Here is an 18,217-nt window from a genome sequence, read left to right as displayed (position 1 = left end):
AACGGCTATGACAGCACCTGCCACAAAGAATAAACCGGTTCTCAATCGTTCTCTTTACGGGACACGTTACTACAAATGACAGGAAACCGTTCGTCACTCACTGAAGGGGGGGAGCCGGAAGCGAAGGAACCGGACGAGACGGGTGCATCTCCAGGCGCTGTGGAGGGTGACGTCGACCCAGCTACGAGTTCAACCGAAGCCGACCGAGAAACGTTGACTCGAGCCGGGTACACGCAATTGTTCGACGGAATCGAGACGCCGACGTTCGTACTCGATACCGATGGGGTGATCGTCGAGTGGAGCCGGACGCTCGCCGAGTTAACCGGGGCAACTCGCGAGGAAGCGGTCGGTCACGATCGGGCTTCGGAGATGTTCTATCCCGACGGTCGCCGAGCGAAGACGCTCGCGGACAAGGTTCTCGAGACGCCCGAACGGGCGCACGTCGAACACGACGTCGAACTCCGCGATCCGTCGTCGAATCGCGTCGGCGATACGAGTACGATGGTCGACCAACACGGTGACGAACGCCACATCGATTTCTCCGCGACGCCGCTGTACGACGATGGCGAGCTGATCGGGGTCGTCGAAGTCGTCATCGACCGCACGGAGACGACCAACGAACGCGACGCAACGACTGCTTTGATTTCGGAGGTCCAACAAACCACTGAGTCGATCAAACAGGGCAACCTGTCGGCTCGAGCCGAGCGAAAATCGACGTTCTCCACGCTCGATTCCGATCTGGTCGCAGTCGTCGATTCGATCAACGAGATGGCCCAGAACCTGGCGGATATCACCGGTCAGGTGAACGAGCACGCAGAGCAGATGGACGACGCGACCGACGAGGCCAACGAGGCGGCGACCGAAATCGCCAAGAACGTCTCACAGCAGAGCGAGCTGGTCGAAGACGCGACGACCGAAATTCAGTCCTTCGCCGCGGAAATCGAGGAAGTCGCCGCCGAGGCAAACGAGGTTAGCGCAGCCGCCGAAGCCTCGCTCGAGACCGCCGAAGAGGGCCTCGAAGCGGGAGACGCAACTCGGGAAGCGACCGAGGAAGTCGTCGAGATCGGCAACGAACTCTCCGAAACCGTCCGAGAGCTGTCCGACCAGATCAGCGATATCGACGAAGTGATCGAGGTAATTTCGGATATCGCCGACGAGACGAACCTGCTCGCGATCAACGCGACCATCGAAGCGGCTGGCTCCGATCAGGGCGGCGAACGGTTCGCCGTCGTCGCAGATCACGTCAAGGAACTCGCCGACGAGACGAACGAGCACGCTGACGCGATCACCAAGAGCATCTCCGCACTCCAGGACCAATCCGAAAAAACCGCGTCGGCGGTCGACCGCTCGCAGGATCGGATTCAACACGCTGACGACCAGATCGAGCAGATGCACAGTTCGCTCGAGGAGATCAGCGAATCCGTCGAGGAGGCCGCCCACGGAATTTCCGAGGTTGCCCGCGTAACGGACGAACAGGCTTCGACGGTCGAAGGACTCACTGGAACGTTACAGACTGTCAGGGACCGCTCAGATCGCTCGGAGGAGGCGACCCAGCGCATCGTCGAGACGACGAACGAGCAAGAGCAGATCATGACGACGCTTATCGGTCGCGTCGACGAGTTGACCGAAGCGGATCACTAAGACAGTCTGACTTTTGGAACTGGATTTGTAGTGCTCTGTGCACTTTATCGTTCGAACACCACTTCTCCATCGACGACGGTCATCGATACGTCTATCTCCTCGATCCGATCCGATTGTTCCCACGGCGACGCCTCGAGTACCACCAGATCCGCCCGTTTGCCGACCTCGAGGGTCCCGAGTCGATCCTCGTCGAACCCGGCGTAGGCTCCGCCGAGCGTGTACGCGCGGAGCGCTTCGGTGACCGACAGCCGCTGGGCGTCGGCGGGCGCGTTCACTGCGTGATGGACACCGAGTAACGGATCGAGCGGCATGCAGTCCGAACCGAGCGCGAGCGCAACGCCCGCCTCGAGCATCGCCCGGAGCCGGTTCGAGCGCCGTCGTCGCGACCGGCCGAGTCGCTGGTCGTAGAGGCCGCCCTCGCCCGCCCACTGGTGGAAGTTCGGCTGCATCGAGGCGATGATCCCCGCTTTCGCCATCCGCTCGATGGCATCGTCACTGGCGAGTTCGGCGTGCTCGATCCGATGTCGCGACCCGGCGGGATCTGTCGTCGTCTCGAGGACCGAGACCGTCTCCTCGATCGCTTCGTCACCGATAGCGTGTACCGAGAGCTGAAAGCCGGCGTCGTCGGCTCGAGTCGCGAGGTCCTCAAGTTCGCCCGGGTCGACGACCCATTGACCGCAGTTCCCGTCTCCGGCGTGATCGTCGCGTGAACCAGCAGCCGAACCGTCAGCGTACGACTCGCTCACTTTCGCCGTTCGACCGCCGATACTCCCGTCCGTGAACGTCTTGATCGCACCCGTCCGAACGAATTCGCTCCCGCCGTTCGTCGCGAGGCCGACGTCGACTGCGCTTTCGAGGTGGTCGCTCCAGTAGTTCAGCCGGACGCGACACTCGAGGTCTCCGCTAGCCTCGAGATCGCGGTACACTCGCGGTGATGCTGACTGTCTGTTCATGTCGTGGACGCAGGTGACGCCCAGTTCGGACGCGCGCGAAATTGCCGCGGTAACGAGTTCGCGGGTTTCTGCGTAGCCGGGTTCGATTGCCTCCCAGACGGCGTCGGTGGCCTCCTCGAGGACTACGCCGGTCGGTTCACCGCCCTTCGTTTCGATATCAGTTGCCGCCATTGCGTCGGCGAGCTTCTCGAGGGCGACTGTGTTCAACGAGGCGGTGTGCATGTCGACTCGAACCGCGATCACGGGCCGCTCGTCACTGACGGCATCGAGGTCCTCACGGGTGAGATATCGGGACTCGTTCCAGTCGCTTTCATCGTAGCCGAAGCCGAGAATCCATTCCCGGTCGTTGGCCGTCGCCTGCTCGCTCAGCCGCTCGAGTGCCACTTCGCGTGTGCTTGCCCCCGCGAGATCGGCGTGAACCAGGGATCTGCCGAGGTTCTCCATATGCGTGTGGGCGTCAATGAATCCCGGGAGGACGACCCGGCCGTTGCAGTCGATTACGTCGGTTTCGACGCCCTCGAGAAACGCGATCTCACGGGTTGGACCGAGGCGAACGATCTCACCGTCCCGAACCGCCATCGCCTCGTACGTCTCGGATGGGCGCTCGAGCGTGTGTATCTCTCCGTCGACGAACAGCCGATCGGCGGCCTCGGTCATGATCCTATCCGAGTGAGCATCGGCGAGCGCCAAAACCGTTTGGCTCACTGCGAACTGCCTTCCGGCGTCTGTTGGCTCGACCCTCGCCTTCGCGGCGAATCAACAACTGTTAGGTCCGAGGGCTGTGACTGGTGACTCATGACAGACGCAGATTCCCTCGCTCGACGCGTCCGCGAGGGCGACCTTCGCCTGCACGAACTCGAGGATCATGCCGATCACGACACCGCCGCGAGCGCGCGACGACAACTCCTCGAGGCCGACACCGACGCGGATCTCGAGGCGATCGGCTCCTACGGCTTCGATGCCGAGGCGGCCGAATCGGCGATCGAGAACATGATCGGTGCCGCCCAAATTCCGATGGGGGTCACTGGGCCAGTTTCGATCGATGGTGGCGCGGCCTCGGGCGAGTACTACCTCCCGCTCGCCACCACCGAAGGGGCGCTCTTGGCTTCCGTCAACCGCGGACTCTCGGTGCTCGACGACGCCGGCGGCGTCACCGCGCGCGTAACCAAACACGGGATGACTCGAGCGCCGGTGTTTCGCGTTTCGGGCGTCGCCGACGCCGCCGAGACGGTCGAGTGGGTCGAGACAAACGGCGACCGACTCGCCGAAGCTGCTGAGGAGACCACGAGCCACGGTGAGGTAATCGGCATCGAACCCTACGTCGTCGGCGACTCGGTGTTCCTCCGGTTCGCCTACGACACGAAAGACGCGATGGGAATGAACATGGCGACCATCGCGACCGAGGCAGCCTGTCGCGTCGTCGAGGACGAAACGCCCGCGTCGCTCGTCGCGCTCTCGGGCAATCTTTGTTCGGACAAGAAACCCGCCGCGATCAACGCGGTCGAGGGTCGCGGTCGATCCGTGACCGCGGATGTCGTCATCCCCGGCGAACTCCTCGAGGAGCGACTTCACACGACCGCCGCCGCGATCGTAGAGGCCAACACCCGAAAGAACCTGATCGGAAGCGCCAAGGCGGGGAGTCTGGGGTTCAACGCCCACGCCGCGAACGTCGTCGCCGCGGCCTTCCTCGCGACCGGACAGGACGAGGCACAGGTCGTCGAAGCGGCCAACGCCATCACGACGATGGATACTCGAGAACGGGAGCAGGCGGCCGAAGCGTCCGAGTCGGGCGACTCCGAGACCGTGACCGATCTGTACGCGAGCGTCTCGCTTGCTTCCCTCGAGGTCGGAACCGTCGGTGGCGGCACGAAACTCCCGACGCAAGCTGAAGCGCTCGACGTCGTCGGCGTCCGCGGCGGCGGCGATCCCGCGGGATCGAACGCGGACACGCTCGCGGAGGTCATCGCCGCCGGCGCGCTTGCGGGCGAACTCTCATTGCTCGCCGCCCTGGCCTCGAACCATCTCGCGAGTGCCCACGAGGATCTCGGCCGGTAGCGGTCGTTGCGAAATCGGCCGGTAGCGGTCGTTGCTGTGTCGGATAGCTAGCCCCGAAACTGGCCGCAGGACAGCATTCGCCGTCGAACGTGCTCGTCGGGTTTACTTTCACTTTTCCTTTGAGTTCCGTTCCGTACTATCGTCTCCGCTGTGGACAACAGACAGGTATAGTAGGCTCTCACAGTCACTTTCACTTTCACCACGCGCTGTTGGCTTTGGTATTTTCCCGTCGATCCTGTAGTTGACAATGCGTCCGTTCGGCGAGCACCGGCGGGCGCTCCACAGCATATGAGTTGTGACTGTTCCCACCCGGACCCGGAGCCAGATCCCGACTCGGCTCCGGACCCAGATCCGGGCACATCCGTTCACCCGTTGCTCGAGTTGCATCGCACCCACCGATTCCTCGTGGTGGTCGAATTCCTCCTTTCGGTCGCGACGTTCGGTCTTTCGCTGGCTGTCGCACTCGGGTGGCCCTAAGTCGGCGTCGCGGCTCCATCGCGTCGGAACCGAAGCGTTACGAGGACGATGTAGGCTCCCGAGAGAAGGAGCAAGATGAGTCCAATCCCCACCTGCAATCCAGTGGTCCCGAGGAGGATGAACAGCCACCCTGCCGCCGCGCCGCCGTGTCCCCACGCGAGATTTCCGTGGCCGTACGCGGCGTGTAGCGTTCCGACGGCGAGGAAGGTTGCGGCGAACACCCACATTGCTACCGCCGTCGTGTCGATCCCGACGATCGTCTGGCTGATGACCGTTCCGTACACCAGACAGGCCATCGCGATCACGGTTCCGACACCGATAGCGGTCCCCTGAACGTCGACCGTTTCGACCGTCTCTCCCATAGCCGTCGTTTCGAGCGGGCGGGGATAGCCATGACGATTCGACACTATCTACTACCCGTGTGGGGGCTCACTCAGTCCGTCGCCGGCTACGTGAACAGATCCTGGAAGACATCCCCGAACAGTATCAGGAGTATCCCCGCAATGATGATGAGACTGAGGAAGACGAAGAAGATAATCGCTGCTTGCCGCCCGGTAAGCGCATCCCCCTCGAGTAACTCACTTAGATCCATACTGATTATTCACCGTCGGGTTGCTTAAATCGAGGGCATCGTTCTCAACTGTCTTATTTTGCGGGTATCATAGCGACCGGTACTGCCCGCGTTGTTCGCTGACTTCGCCTTGTCTCGAGAGCTTGTCGAGTGCCTTTCGAACGTAGTCGGCCGAAATTCCCCGATTACCGGCGTACTGAACGATCTCGTCTTCAGTCGGTTTCTCGAGTTCCTCGAGCGCTCGGGTGACGACGTCTTTCTTGCTCCCGCGCCGAGTCGGGCCTCGCGGATCGCGGTCGCCGGCGGCGTCGACCGCTTCAACATCGAGCCCGGAGGCCTCGAGATACGCGGTTTCGTCGATGACCCCGCCATCGACTCTGGTCTCGAGGGTGGCATAGGAATCCATTTCGGCGAACGCTTCCCCCTCGCCCTGACGGTTCGCCAACATCGAGGCGCGAACGTCTCGCGCGTGATCAGCGTCTTCGGTTTCGACGAACTTCTTTCGTTTTTCGTAGGCCCGACGGGACCCACAGCGGGGGCACTGGGTCGTCTCCGAGCGCCCCTCGAGAAGCCAGAGATGCGAGCACTCGCTGCAACCGACGACGGCGTACATATCCTGACGGTAGTTCCCGCCGTAGTTTAACGTTCGGCAAGTGGAGTGAAAGTGAAACCGATCGGAACGGGGCCGTTTCCTCGAACGCGGGTTGCCGGCCAGTATCGCTTTGGATGTCTGTCTCTCGTTACCGCTGTCGAGGAAATCGTCTGTGGTCCGGAAGATTCCTCCGTGATCCCTGGAGATCAATCACGCGCCGTCACGAATCGCGGCGATGAAACCGTTCGAGGCGTGGACATTTTCGGCCTGCCGCGGGAGCACCCGGGCTGACGAGAGTCGATCTCGAGTTTGACACCGGCGCTTCTGTCGCTTCTCGTCGCTCTTTTGGGCGCTTCATAATCGAATTCTCGCACGACAGATCGACTTCATATTCGACCAGAAAACACTATCAAGATGATATGAACACGATCCAATACCACGGAGTTATAAACTCCCTTTGTCAAGGTGGGCCGATGGCAACGGAGTCGAGACAGGTGTACGGTGGTCGTATCGAAACGTTCGTCAGACAGTTAGGGCCGACGTGGCTCGCCGGTGCGATCGCCGCGGGACCGGCGACGATGGCGAGTCTGCTCACCGCGGGTGCGAGTTTCGGCTACGCACTGCTGTGGGTCGTCATTGTCTCTGCCGTTCTCGGGACGATCGGCCAGTATCTCGCCATGCGACTCGGGTTGCTCACCGAGAAGGGGATCATCGCCGTGGTCGAGGAACACCTCGGCGAGTTCTGGGCGTGGGTGCTCCTTATCGACGCCGTTCTCGCCTCGGGGCTCGCACAACTGGTGATCATGCAGACGCTCGCTGACGTCAGCGCGACGATGGTCGGCAGTGCCGGACTCGACGCTGCGGCCGATCCACGAATTTGGGGAGTCATCTGGGCGATGTTCCTCGCGTTGACGCTCGCCGGCGGCGGCTACCGATTCGCCGAGGTCGGTGTGAAGATCATCGTCTCGTTGGTCGTTCTCGCGTTCATCGCCGCAGCGTTCGTCGTCCCGATCGATACGGGAGCTGCGGTTTCCGGGCTCCAGCCCGAGATTCCCGCCGGTGTCGGCGGCGCACTGGTCGCGGCGGGTGTGCTCGGCGGTGCCGTCCACATCACGCTGTTGACTATGCAGAGTTACACGATGCAGGCTCGAGGCTGGACTCGAGACGATGTCTCACTAGCCCGATTCGACATCATCAGTTCGATGCTCGTCGCGTTCGGAATCTTCAGTCTCGCGATCTTCCTCGTCGCAGCGAGCGTCTTGCCCGAAACCGGTCTCGACCCGGCGACGATCACCGAAATCCAGGCCGCGGAGGCGCTCGGTCCCGTCGCTGGTGAATACGCCGTCTGGCTGTTTCTCCTCGGCCTGTGGGGTGCGGCAATCTCGACGCTCGGCGGGAACACGATCGTTCCGCCGTACCTCCTCGCGGACAAACTCGGTTGGGAGCAGTCCGTCGAGGACTCTCGATTCCGCGCGATGATCGTCGTCGTCGCGCTCGTCTCCGCACTCGGGGCGTTCCTCGGCGGTTCGTTCTTCCAGTTGCTCGTCCTCGTTCTCGCGTTCGGACTCGTCGGGACGCCGTTTGCACTCATCGTGATCCTCTACCTGCTGAACGATTCCGACGCGGTGCCGGAGACGAATTCGCTTCTCGAGAACGTCGGTGGAGTTGCCCTGCTACTCGTCGCGATCGTGCTCGCAGGTGAGTTCGTCCGCGGCGAGCTCGCGACAGTTACGGAGCCTGCTTCGGCGTTCGTCGTCGCCTTCGCCGTCGCGATGGCGCTCGCGATGCTCGGGCTCTGCGGTCGATATATTCGAGATAACGTCCTGTAACGAACGGGTGAGGGAGATTCCGGTATTGGAAAGACCGTTGCTCCCGATTTGGCACGCATGGCAGTCATCGTTACCGGTGGAAGTCGAGGAATCGGACGGGCGATCGCGACCCGATTAGCTCACGAACACGATATCGTCGTCAACTACCGCTCCGACGGCGGTGCGGCAGAAGAAACGGTCGAACAGGTCGAATCCGCCGGGGCGTCCGCGGTTGCGATTCAGGCGGACGTCACTGAACCCACCGAAGTGACAGCACTCCTCGAGCGGACGCGTGACACGTTCGACTCGATCGAGGCCGTGATCAACAACGCCGGTATCGTCGAGCCGGCCCCGATCGAGGACCTCGAGCCGGAAACGTTCGAGGAGGTCGTTGCGACGAACCTGACCGGGGCGTTTTCTGTCACTCAGGCCGCGGCCCCGGATCTCCGTGAAATCGGGGGCGATGTCGTGATGGTCTCGAGTATTGGCGGAACGGCTGGCACCGTCGACGCCTCCTACGCGGCAAGCAAGGCCGGGCTACACGGACTCACCCGCTCGCTGGCTCGAGAACTTGGCGACGACGGGGTACAGGTGAACGCGGTCGCGCCGGGACCCGTGGAAACGGATATGAACGATGAAATCGTCGACTATCTCGAGTCCGTCGAGTTCCGGGGCCACGAGGGGATCGACACTCACCTTCCCCAGTACGCTTGCGAACCCGACGCGATCGCTCACTCGGTCGAGTACCTAATCGAAAATTCCTACGTGCAGGGCGAAGTGCTCTGTGTCAACGGCGGCATGCAGTTTCGGTAGGGTGATCGGCGTCGACGGTCACTCGCTGTACGCCTCAAGTGCGTCCCACTCTCGAGCCATGAGTTCGCGGACGCCGTCGGTGAGAATCCCTTCGCCAGGTGAGGTCGCTCGGTAATAGGAGTACAATCCGTCCTTGTCGGGCGATTTCCGCTTTCGATTTTCGATCAATCCGACTTCGACGAGTTCTTCGAGATGGTAGTGTAACGCGTTCGACCGGACCTCGAGCCTGTCACGAAGTTCGCTGGCGCTTTGGGACCTGCCCTCGACGAGCGTATCGACGATTCGAAACCTCGTTTCGTTCCCGATCGACCGTTGCATCTTGAGGTACTCCTCGGCGCTGTTCGACGACGAGACCACCGATAACCGCCGAGAACGAGTGATGTTCGTCCACGAATCGGGCGTTCGGAGCGCGATGATTGCGGCCGTCCGCGATCGATGGGAGGCGCGCATCTACTCATATGACGACCGAGCGGATCTGGCGCGACAGCTTCGGCTGTTCGTTCGCTATCTCATTCGCAAGGAACGAACCGGCGAGTTAGCGCGACTCGAGTAAGTAGCAGGGACTCTCGCTTTTTTCGAGTACCCGCGGGATCACTCGAGAGACTTTTTCATCGCGACGTGGGGGATCCCCGCCTCTTCGAACTCCTCGCCGTATTGTTCGTAGCCGAGCCCGCGATAGAATCCGGCCGCCCGAGTCTGGGCGTGAAGCTTGAGCGTCTCCAGTCCGTCCGAACCAGCTTCCGTCTCGAGGGCGTCCATCAGTTCTCGGCCGATGCCGTTTTCGCGATGTGACTCGAGCACCGCCACGCGTTCGACCTTCCCGACGCCGTCTTCGGGCTCTCGAAGGCGTGCTGCCCCGATCGGGTGCCCCTCGCCGGTATCCGTTCGCTCGTACGCGACGAAGTGGACGGCGTCGTCCTCGTGCTCGTCGTACTCGATCTCCTCGTCGACGCCTTGCTCCTCGACGAACACCGTCTGTCGGACACTGAAGGCGTCCTCGAGGCCCTGCTCGTCGTCGACGCGAACTACAGCCATCACGTGAGTGTACACGGACTCGACGGTGAGAACGTTGTGGTTTTGAAATGGGGGCTCGACCAGTCTCAAGCCGATGAAAGAAGAAAAAACCGCAGTACTACTGTAGAACCTCTCTACGAGAGCTTTTCGATGTTGTCGATGACTTCTTCGGCGTACTCGCTCGTCGCGAGTTTCTCGGCGTCCTCGAGTTGGCGCTCGAGGTCGTAGGTGACCTTGCCCGAGGAAATCGTCTCCTCGACGGCGTCCCGCACGAGGTCTGCGGCGTCGTCCCAGCCCATGTAGTCGAACATCAAGCGGCCGGAGAGGATCAGCGCGCTCGGGTTGGCCATGTCCTGATTGGCACGTTTCGGCGCGGAGCCGTGGACCGGTTCCGCGAGCATGCGACCCTTGCCGAAGTTTCCGCCGGGTGCGATGCCGAGGCCGCCGATCTGTGCGCCGGCGGAGTCGGAGAGGTAGTCACCGTTGAGGTTCGGCATGGCCAGCACGTCGAACTCGTCGGTGCGCAGCTGCATCCACTGAAGCATTGCGTCGGCGAGGCGCTCCTCGACCATGATGGCTCCCTCAGGGATGTCGATGTCGTCTTGTTCCTCCCACAGGGAGTCGGGTGCGGCGAAGACCTCGTCGTCGGGGTACTCTTCGTCGGCGACCTCCATGCCCCACTCCGAGAACTGCCCCTCGGTGAACTTCATGATATTCCCTTTGTGGACGAGCGTGACCTTGTCGCGACCTTGCTCTAAGGCGTAGTCGATCGCTTCGCGGACGAGGCGCTTCGATCCCTTCTCGGTGATCGGCTTGATACCGATCCCGACAGGACCCTCGTGGATAGTCGAGTCAAAGCCCATCTCGTCTTCGATGAAGTCGCGGACCTGTTCGACCTCCTCGGTGCCCGCTTCCCACTCGATTCCGGCGTAAACGTCTTCGGTGTTCTCTCGGAAGGTCACCATGTCCATCTCCTCGGGTGCCTTTACCGGTGACGGGACGCCGTCGAGGTAGTAGGTCGGACGGACGTTAGCGTACAGATCGAGCGTCTGTCGCAACGCGACGTTCAGCGAGCGGAAGCCGGCGCCGACCGGTGTCGTGAGCGGGCCCTTGATCGCGACGCGGTGTTCTTTGATGGCTTCGACGGTCTCGTCCGGGAGATTCTCGTCGTACATCTCGCGGGCGGACTCGCCTGCGTAGATGCGCATCCAGTTGATTTCGCGACCGGTCGCATCCGCGGCGGCGTCGAGCACCTTCTGTGCGGCGGGACCGACGTCGCTGCCCACACCGTCACCGTAGATAATCGGGATAATCGGATTGTCGGGGATCTCGAGTTCGTCCTCGGAACCGTCCTTCAGCGTGATCTTTTCCCCCTGTTCAGGGACTTCGATCTTGTCGTAGCTCATTTCGTCTGTACGGTTCTTCGATAGGGGTAAAAGGTCTACCATTTCCCTCGAGAACCCTTTTAAGTCAGGGCTGGTGGTCGGACAAAAAATGGAAATGCCCCACTCATGCCGGTACCGACTCGTCCCATCGACGGATCACGAGGGCCACCCCAACCGCGATCAGTATCGATCCGAACCCAACGATCACGATCCACACCGGACTCGTCAGTAACGATTCCTCGAGCGCGACCCAGAATACGGAAAGCACCGTAATACCCAGAACGATCGATGCGCTTCCGCCGTCGGTTGGGCGCGTCGACGTTTCGCTCACCACTCGTCCGATTACGATCATCCCGAGGATCAGACAGAAGCCGACCAGAAAGACGAGTGGCGTCATCGTCGTCCGGATACACGGTGGATCGTGGTAAGTGTGAGGGAATCGGGACGATGGCCGACGGCTGAGCGATTGGATACCGACCGCCGCTACTCGAACCGATGGGCGACAGTGTGAAACTGAAGGATCGAAACCGAGAGAGTTAATCCGCGCGGATCAGCAGATCGGAGCGTGCAAATCGTCGTTCACGGCGGGGCCGGGAGCGATCCCGAAAACCCGACCGAGAGACAGGAGGTTCTCGAGGGCGCCGCCGATGCGGGCGCAGCCGAAGCCGAAGTTGTCGACGCCGTCCAGACCGCCGTCGGCGTTCTCGAGTCCTCACCGCGCTTCAACGCGGGCGTCGGGAGCGCCGTCCAGAGTGACGGCAAGATCCGAACGGACGCGGGAATCATGACCGACAACCGTTCGGTCGGTGCCGTCTGTTCGATGGAGGGAGTCAAGCGTGCGACTCGCGTTGCTCGGATAGTCATGGAAGAGACGCCACATACGTTCGTTTCGGGCGATCACGCCGTCGAACTCGCGGAGTCGTTCGATGTCGAGGTCGACGCCGACCTCTGGACCGATCGAACGCGCGAAAAGTGGGACGACCTCGAGGTCCCGGTCGGCGGCGCGCGGACCCAACTCGAGTGGATCGACGAACGGTTCGGTGAGACGGATGCTGGCGGACGAGATGGGGCGGACATCGACCGCGAGACGGAGGCTCCCTCTAACGAATACGAGTCCGATGTCCACCACCCCGGCGAAGATGGTGACCGCTACGGGGACCAGCGCGCCTGCGGTGACGAACACGACCACGATACCGTCGGTGCAGTCGCGTTCGACGGCGACTCCCTCGCGGCCGCGACCTCGACGGGCGGACGCTGGTTGGCCCTCGCCGGCCGCGTCGGCGACGTTCCACAGGTTGGGTCCGGCTTTTACTGTTCACCCGCGGCGGCGGTGAGCGCGACCGGAGCCGGAGAGGATATCGCCCGAACGACGCTCTCACGACGCGTAGCGGGACACGTCGAGCGCGGTCTCGAGGCGGGCGCGGCCGCCGAACTCGCCATCGAGGAGTTCGCGGAACTGACCGGGTCGACCGCCGGCGTTATCGTCGTTGACGCGCGCGGCCACCTCGGGTCGGCGTACAACAGCAATGCGATGCAAACGGCAACGGAACGGCAATAATATCGACGATCGTCGTAGCACATATTTATTATCGTCGATGAAAATCACTCGATAATGCTCCGCCCCCCACAGCATGCAGCACAACGATGTCCGCTTTGTCGAGCGACGCTGTCGAACGTTCAGGGCGTCGCCGCCTGTCCCGATTGCGAGTGGACCGGAGACACCGACTCGCCTCCCGTGTCCTCATCGTAACTGTCCTCCCGGCGACCCACACTCTTCGCGAGCGGGCTGAAGAGTGTCGTCTACCAATGCTCTGCGTCTATCCGCCGCGTAGCGTCGGGTTCGACCGATGGGATCGCGGACTCGGCAGGCGGAACCTCTTTTTGCTGACCGATACAACCCGGGTACATGAGCGAAACGGAAGTCGATCTCGAGGCGGAGATGTACGAAAAGCACCGCGAAGCCGGCGAAATCCTCTCGAAGGTCCGTGAGGAGACTGCAGAGCGCGTCGAGGTCGGTGCGAGTCACCTCGAGATCGCCGAATACGCCGAAGACAGGATACGAGAGTTGGGCGGAAAACCGGCGTTCCCGGTGAATATCTCGATCGACGAGGAGGCGGCACACGCGACGCCGAGTATTGACGACGAGTCGACCTTCGGCGAGGAGATGATCAACCTCGATATCGGCGTTCACATCGACGGCTGGCTGGCAGACACCGCTATCACCGTCGATCTCTCAGGCAACCCGGAACTCGCTGAGGCACCCGAACAGGCGCTTCAGGCCGCGATCGACGTGATCGAACCGGGCGTGGAGACGGGCGATATCGGCGCCGAAATCGAGGACGTGATCGACGGCTACGGCTACAATCCCGTCGTCAACCTCACCGGCCATGGACTGGGTCACTGGGAGCAACACACGAGTCCGAACATCCCCAATCGCGCCGTTTCACAGGGAACGACGCTCGAAACCGGCGACGTCGTCGCTATCGAACCGTTCGCGACGGACGGCGGCGGAAAAGTGACGGAGGGCTCGAGCGAGGAAATCTTCTCGCTCGAGCGGGAGGGGTCGGTTCGGAACCGGCAGGCTCGAGAGGCGCTCGAGCAGATCACCGGTGACTTTCGAACCCTCCCGTTCGCGACGCGGTGGCTCGAGACGGGTCGTCCCGAGGTCGCACTGCGGCGACTCAAACGCAACAACATCGTCCACGGCTATCCCGTCCTCAAGGAGGACGAGGGATGTCTCGTGAGCCAGAAAGAGCATACAATCATCGTCACGGAAGACGGTTGTGAGGTAACGACGAAGTAGCGTCGACTCTGGGAAACGTATAGACATTCTCTATCACACCTGCGACCAAAAAACAACGGACGGTGTTCCCACCGATCACCGTCCGATCTACGCAACTGTTTTGGTATCGTGTACCGTCGCTTCCGGGCCGTTTCAGGCGTTGTTCATTCGCTGGCTCGTTCGGTTTCCACAGCGCTGGCACTCGGCCACGCGGTAGGGCTCACGAGAGAACTGGGCGTTTTCCTGTTTCAGGCTCTCGGTTCGGATCTGCACGTTCACTTCGTGGACCGTTTCGAGTTCGCAATCGTCGCAGTGTTCGGTCATCCCGTTGAATGAGTTGTCTGTTGTTGCCATTGAAACTGGTTTAAGATTAGGGGCATCATAAACCCGTGTCCCATTACGGATATTGAGTCGTAATAATCGCAAGACGTGGGCGGGGTGGGGAAAATCACTTGCTGAGATCGCTCGAGATTGTTTAGAACCGGATTTAATGACTTATTAATCGACTTTCCCACGAATATGACAATCGGTTAAGTTTGTATTATCGGTTTCTTTGACAGCCAGACACATGTTTTGCGGTAGCAACCTTCGTGTTCACACGGGTCGACGTCAATAACTACGATCGCAACGATCGAGGATTCGCTACTGCCACTGATGAAATGCTTTAGGTTCGGCTCGAGTGGTCTCCCGTATGGACCAGGTGTTCGCACCGTGGCGAATCGAATGGATTAGACGTGAGGATAAAAACGCCGATATCGAGGACTGCGTGTTCTGTGAGTTCCCCGAACGCGATGACGACCGGGAGAACCTGCTCGTTGCGCGGAGCGGGCACGCGTTCGTTCTCTTGAACAACTACCCGTACAGCCCGGGTCACGTGATGGTGATTCCGCGCGTACACACGGGCGAGTACGCGGATCTCACCGACGAACAGCTGTTGGATCACGCCCGACTCAAACAGCGGACGTTCGAGGCCGTTGAGACGGCGCTTCAACCCGACGGCTTCAATGCGGGTCTCAACCTCGGAGAGGGTGCCGGCGGCTCGATCGGCGACCACCTCCACACCCATATCGTCCCTCGATGGAAGGGAGATACCAACTTCATGCCGGTTATCGGGGACACCTCAGTCATCGTCGAAGCGCTCGATGAAACCTACGAGAGCCTCCACGAAGCGTTCGCCGAGCAGGATGGAGCGACGGTTCCCGGAGACGCCCGGGCCGTCGTGTTCGATTGAATTCCGTCGATTTCTGGCCGGAATCTGGCCTTACGCGTAGGTCCGATCGAGATACTCGAGGATGTTTTCCGATTCGGCCATCGTGACACCGTATGCCTCGTCGACGACGAGGGGTACCTGTCGCTGGCCGGAGACGCGTTTGACCTCGTTTCGCTCCGAGTGTAGTCCTTCTACCCAGATGCTCTCGTAGTCGAGGTCGAGCGTCTCGAGTTCTTCGTCGACGGTTTCACAGTACGGACAGCCCTCGAGTTGGTACAGCGTGATCATACCCCGGCTTCGTCTCGAAAGCGCAAAAGAGTGGGTGTCGTCTGCAACCGACACCGAGAACTCCACCACCGTTGTGGTATTTCACGTCAAAAATCGCCTCCTTCTCGAATCTGAAACTATGGGAATTAGGAGCTAGAGCGGCTCTCCGAACGCATACACCGTATTTTGGCCGATAATCTCGAGGTCGACGAAGTCGCCGATTTCGATCCCGTGATCGTCGGCGTTTTGGACGATGATCTGACGGTACGCGCCGTCCCGACACTTCACGGAGTCGGCGGTTCCCTCCTCGACGACGAGTACGTCCTCTCGCACTTCGCCGACCATCTCTTCGTAAGCTTCGCCCACGATATCGAGTTTGAGGTCGCTCATCGCTTTCGAGCGTTCCTTTTTTATTGTGCCACCGAGCCCTTTCATCTCGGCGGCGTCGGTTCCCGGTCGCTTCGAAAAGCGCGTGACGTTGAGCTTTTCGGGGCGGGTTTCCCGAAGCAAGGACATCGACTGTTCGTGGTCGTGGTCCGTCTCGGTCGGGAAGCCGACGATGAAATCCGTCGAAAGCGTCCAGTACTCGAGGGTCGAATCGAACGTCTCGACGACCTCGAGGTACTCTTCGACCTGATGTTGCCGGCGCATATCACCCAGCACGTCGTCCGAGCCCGATTGGACCGGCGCGTGCAGGAAGTTATAGAGTTCCTCGTTCTCGGCGAAGACGTTCGCAAGCTCCTCACGAATGCCGTGGACGCCCTTCGGGTTGGCCATCCCCACGCGGACCCGAAAGTCGCCGTCGATAGCACAGATCCGCTCGAGGAGTTCGTGAAGCGTTCGTTCGCCCGTATCCCAGCCATAGACGCCCGTGTCCTGACCGGTGATGCGGATCTCTTTTGCGCCGGCGTGGACGAGCGCGCGGGCTTTCTCGACGTTTTCTTCGATCGGCGGGGAGTCGATCTTTCCGGTCGCCTGCTTGGTGATGCAGTACGAGCAATCCGACATACAGCCTCGAGCGATGGGGAGAATGCCGATTACGCCCTGAAGGATTGGTTCGGCGTCCGGCGTCGTCGTCGGGCACTCGCCGTTCGTGACCGCCTCGGGGACCTCGTCCCAGTGGAGCACCTGGCCGTCGATCCCCGCACCGGCGAACTCCTCGCCCTGTGCGAGAGCCATACAGCCCGTGATGAACAGGTCTGCGGTCTCGTCGGCCAGTTCTTCGGCTCGACGAAGCATGTTCCGTTCGGTCTTTTCGACGACCGTACAGGTGTTGAGGATGGCGACGTCGGCCCGCTCTGGACCCTCGACTTGATGGTGGCCCGCGTCGCGGAGCCGCCGCTCTATCTCGCGGCTCTCTCCGCGGTTCGACGTACAACCGTACGTCTCGATATGATACCGGGCCATTCGTCTACAGGGTAGTCTGGGCTCGTCGGTCAAAAGCGCGACGGATTCGGCGTTTCCGCGAGCGTCTCGGTACCCCTTCTCACTCGGGCTCGCCCGACCGTCCGCCCGTCTCCTCGAGTCGCTCGTAGTTTTCGTCGACCACCTGAACCGTCGCGATAAACGCCCCCAACACGACGGGGCCGAAGAAGAGTCCCATGAACCCGAACGCGTAGACGCCCCCAAGGACCCCGACGATGATCACGGCGGGGTTGATGTCCGCGTAGCGGTCGACCACGATGGGGCGAAGATAGTCGTCCGAGACGCCGACAATGATCGCACTGTAGACGAATAATCCGACGGCGAACACCGGCTCTCCGGTTAACACCAGGTATCCGACTGCGGGTCCCCAGACCAGGAACGTCCCGACGAGCGGAATAAGTGCCAGAACGATCATCAGCGCCGTCCAGAACGCGGCGTTCGGGATACCGGTCACGAAAAAGCCGAGCCCCGCGATGAGCCCCTGCACCATGGCTATCAGGACGTGCCCGAGGAGGACGGCCCGCATGACTTCGTCGAGCTCCGTGTACAGTTCGGTCTGTACGTCCTCCGGAAGCGGGGTCATCTCACGGACCCAGCCGTAGAGCGTGTCGCCGTCCTTGAGCAGGTAGTAAATGAGAAACAGCGCGAGCCCGATCCCGACCAAAGCGTGCGTAATCGTGCTGAGCCACGCCGTCGACTGCTCGAGCACCGTCGTTCCCAGTTGCTGGCCGAGGTCGGCGGCCGAGGAGGCGATATCGACTTCGAGGCCGAGCTCGGTCTCGATCAACTCCTCGAGTTCGGTTAGCTGAAGATCTTCCGGGTTGAGATCCTGTGCCATCCTCGCGGCGTCATCCGCGATAACGATTACGACGACGATGAACGGAAGGATAAACGCCACGACCGCGAGGATGACCAGCGAGAACGCGGCGATGGATCCGGACGTCCGTTCTTCGAGGCGACGCTGGAGGGGAGTGAGGACATACGCGATCAACACGGCGGTCAGGACGTACTGTGCGAACGGAAGAATCAGCAAGAACGATAGATAGCCGAAGGCGAGCAACAGGGCGAGGATATATCCCTTGCGACGGTTCACAGTGGTCCGTCAACGGATGCTCAGATAAAACCGGCAGGAACCAGATCGAATTGATGAATGTATCGTATACCGGTCCTTCGGTTAGGAAACCACCAGCTAATACCGCCATAACCTGTTCGTAGGCGCGACAG

At 61.2% G+C, this 18,217-nt stretch carries 21 protein-coding genes and 1 pseudogene; 10 read left to right on the top strand and 12 right to left on the bottom strand.

Features of this window, described 5'->3' with window-relative positions; genetic code table 11:
- The first annotated feature begins 75 nt into the window (after positions 1 to 75).
- Positions 76 to 1,641 (top strand): methyl-accepting chemotaxis protein, encoded by a 1,566-nt coding sequence (locus QNM96_RS04480; protein WP_283834808.1) that lies wholly within the window; start codon positions 76 to 78, stop codon positions 1,639 to 1,641.
- A 44-nt stretch (positions 1,642 to 1,685) separates the two neighbouring features.
- Here the strand turns inward: QNM96_RS04480 and QNM96_RS04475 are convergent, their stop codons facing one another.
- Positions 1,686 to 3,251 carry an amidohydrolase gene (locus QNM96_RS04475; RefSeq protein ID WP_283834807.1) on the bottom strand — a complete coding sequence of 522 codons (1,566 nt, stop codon included), beginning with the start codon at positions 3,249 to 3,251 and terminating at the stop codon, positions 1,686 to 1,688.
- A gap of 138 nt (positions 3,252 to 3,389) precedes the next feature.
- Between QNM96_RS04475 and hmgA the strand changes: the two genes are divergently transcribed.
- A complete protein-coding gene (hmgA, locus tag QNM96_RS04470; protein WP_283834806.1) occupies positions 3,390 to 4,649 on the top strand; it encodes a hydroxymethylglutaryl-CoA reductase (NADPH) in 1,260 nt (419 codons plus the stop codon).
- Between the two features lie 288 nt (positions 4,650 to 4,937).
- Positions 4,938 to 5,126, top strand: a complete 189-nt coding sequence (locus tag QNM96_RS04465) for a hypothetical protein (protein ID WP_283834805.1) — start codon at positions 4,938 to 4,940, stop codon at positions 5,124 to 5,126.
- On the opposite strand, the gene QNM96_RS04460 is transcribed toward QNM96_RS04465, so the two are convergent.
- The 3 genes from QNM96_RS04460 to QNM96_RS04450 form a co-directional block, all read right to left on the bottom strand.
- Positions 5,123 to 5,488, bottom strand: a complete 366-nt coding sequence (locus QNM96_RS04460; protein ID WP_283834804.1) for a hypothetical protein — start codon at positions 5,486 to 5,488, stop codon at positions 5,123 to 5,125. The two genes, QNM96_RS04465 and QNM96_RS04460, sit on opposite strands and share 4 nt — an antisense overlap.
- 86 nt (positions 5,489 to 5,574) lie before the next feature.
- Complete coding sequence (locus tag QNM96_RS04455) at positions 5,575 to 5,718, bottom strand: hypothetical protein (RefSeq protein WP_283834803.1); 144 nt, start codon at positions 5,716 to 5,718, stop codon at positions 5,575 to 5,577.
- A gap of 67 nt (positions 5,719 to 5,785) precedes the next feature.
- A complete protein-coding gene (locus tag QNM96_RS04450) occupies positions 5,786 to 6,310 on the bottom strand; it encodes a DUF5817 domain-containing protein (RefSeq protein ID WP_283834802.1) in 525 nt (174 codons plus the stop codon).
- A 138-nt stretch (positions 6,311 to 6,448) separates the two neighbouring features.
- Here QNM96_RS04450 and QNM96_RS04445 point away from each other — a divergent pair.
- The 3 genes and pseudogenes from QNM96_RS04445 to QNM96_RS04435 all read left to right on the top strand — a co-directional run.
- A pseudogene (locus QNM96_RS04445) lies at positions 6,449 to 6,580 on the top strand (cupin domain-containing protein); the annotation flags it as partial.
- 182 nt (positions 6,581 to 6,762) lie between these two features.
- Positions 6,763 to 8,118, top strand: a complete 1,356-nt coding sequence (locus QNM96_RS04440) for a divalent metal cation transporter (RefSeq protein ID WP_283834801.1) — start codon at positions 6,763 to 6,765, stop codon at positions 8,116 to 8,118.
- Positions 8,119 to 8,175: 57 nt separating this feature from the next.
- Positions 8,176 to 8,910, top strand: a complete 735-nt coding sequence (locus QNM96_RS04435) for an SDR family NAD(P)-dependent oxidoreductase (RefSeq protein WP_283834800.1) — start codon at positions 8,176 to 8,178, stop codon at positions 8,908 to 8,910.
- Between the two features lie 18 nt (positions 8,911 to 8,928).
- On the opposite strand, the gene QNM96_RS04430 is transcribed toward QNM96_RS04435, so the two are convergent.
- The gene (locus tag QNM96_RS04430) at positions 8,929 to 9,228 is read right to left on the bottom strand and encodes a helix-turn-helix domain-containing protein (protein ID WP_283834799.1); all 300 of its coding nucleotides are present in this window, start codon (positions 9,226 to 9,228) and stop codon (positions 8,929 to 8,931) included.
- A 1-nt stretch (position 9,229) separates the two neighbouring features.
- Here QNM96_RS04430 and QNM96_RS04425 point away from each other — a divergent pair, with 1 nt between their 5' ends.
- Positions 9,230 to 9,463 carry a hypothetical protein gene (locus QNM96_RS04425; protein WP_283834798.1) on the top strand — a complete coding sequence of 78 codons (234 nt, stop codon included), beginning with the start codon at positions 9,230 to 9,232 and terminating at the stop codon, positions 9,461 to 9,463.
- Positions 9,464 to 9,501: 38 nt separating this feature from the next.
- Here the strand turns inward: QNM96_RS04425 and QNM96_RS04420 are convergent, their stop codons facing one another.
- From QNM96_RS04420 to QNM96_RS04410, 3 genes are all read right to left on the bottom strand, one after another.
- Positions 9,502 to 9,945 (bottom strand): GNAT family N-acetyltransferase, encoded by a 444-nt coding sequence (locus QNM96_RS04420; protein WP_283834797.1) that lies wholly within the window; start codon positions 9,943 to 9,945, stop codon positions 9,502 to 9,504.
- Between the two features lie 113 nt (positions 9,946 to 10,058).
- Positions 10,059 to 11,330 carry an isocitrate dehydrogenase (NADP(+)) gene (gene icd / locus QNM96_RS04415; RefSeq protein ID WP_283834796.1) on the bottom strand — a complete coding sequence of 424 codons (1,272 nt, stop codon included), beginning with the start codon at positions 11,328 to 11,330 and terminating at the stop codon, positions 10,059 to 10,061.
- Between the two features lie 103 nt (positions 11,331 to 11,433).
- Positions 11,434 to 11,706 carry a hypothetical protein gene (locus QNM96_RS04410; RefSeq protein ID WP_283834795.1) on the bottom strand — a complete coding sequence of 91 codons (273 nt, stop codon included), beginning with the start codon at positions 11,704 to 11,706 and terminating at the stop codon, positions 11,434 to 11,436.
- A gap of 168 nt (positions 11,707 to 11,874) precedes the next feature.
- Here QNM96_RS04410 and QNM96_RS04405 point away from each other — a divergent pair, with 168 nt between their 5' ends.
- Both QNM96_RS04405 and map read left to right on the top strand, forming a co-directional pair.
- The gene (locus QNM96_RS04405) at positions 11,875 to 12,867 is read left to right on the top strand and encodes an isoaspartyl peptidase/L-asparaginase (RefSeq protein WP_283834794.1); all 993 of its coding nucleotides are present in this window, start codon (positions 11,875 to 11,877) and stop codon (positions 12,865 to 12,867) included.
- Positions 12,868 to 13,215: 348 nt separating this feature from the next.
- Positions 13,216 to 14,112 carry a type II methionyl aminopeptidase gene (map, locus tag QNM96_RS04400; protein WP_283834793.1) on the top strand — a complete coding sequence of 299 codons (897 nt, stop codon included), beginning with the start codon at positions 13,216 to 13,218 and terminating at the stop codon, positions 14,110 to 14,112.
- Between the two features lie 132 nt (positions 14,113 to 14,244).
- On the opposite strand, the gene QNM96_RS04395 is transcribed toward map, so the two are convergent.
- Positions 14,245 to 14,445 carry a hypothetical protein gene (locus tag QNM96_RS04395; RefSeq protein ID WP_283834792.1) on the bottom strand — a complete coding sequence of 67 codons (201 nt, stop codon included), beginning with the start codon at positions 14,443 to 14,445 and terminating at the stop codon, positions 14,245 to 14,247.
- 337 nt (positions 14,446 to 14,782) lie between these two features.
- Between QNM96_RS04395 and QNM96_RS04390 the strand changes: the two genes are divergently transcribed.
- On the top strand, positions 14,783 to 15,322 hold the full coding sequence (locus QNM96_RS04390; protein WP_283834791.1) for an HIT domain-containing protein: 540 nt from the start codon (positions 14,783 to 14,785) through the stop codon (positions 15,320 to 15,322).
- A gap of 30 nt (positions 15,323 to 15,352) precedes the next feature.
- On the opposite strand, the gene QNM96_RS04385 is transcribed toward QNM96_RS04390, so the two are convergent.
- From QNM96_RS04385 to QNM96_RS04375, 3 genes are all read right to left on the bottom strand, one after another.
- Entirely contained in the window at positions 15,353 to 15,589 is a 237-nt protein-coding gene (locus QNM96_RS04385; RefSeq protein WP_283834790.1) for a glutathione S-transferase N-terminal domain-containing protein, read from the bottom strand.
- 132 nt (positions 15,590 to 15,721) lie between these two features.
- Positions 15,722 to 16,975: a tRNA (N(6)-L-threonylcarbamoyladenosine(37)-C(2))-methylthiotransferase gene (locus QNM96_RS04380; protein ID WP_283834789.1), complete on the bottom strand. Its 1,254-nt coding sequence runs from the start codon at positions 16,973 to 16,975 to the stop codon at positions 15,722 to 15,724.
- A gap of 79 nt (positions 16,976 to 17,054) precedes the next feature.
- Positions 17,055 to 18,086 (bottom strand): AI-2E family transporter, encoded by a 1,032-nt coding sequence (locus tag QNM96_RS04375; protein WP_283834788.1) that lies wholly within the window; start codon positions 18,084 to 18,086, stop codon positions 17,055 to 17,057.
- Between the last annotated feature and the right edge of the window lie 131 nt (positions 18,087 to 18,217).

Source organism: Halostagnicola sp. A-GB9-2 (assembly GCF_030068615.1).
Taxonomy (GTDB): Archaea; Halobacteriota; Halobacteria; order Halobacteriales; family Natrialbaceae; genus Halostagnicola.
This window is presented reverse-complemented; position numbering and strand designations above follow the sequence as displayed.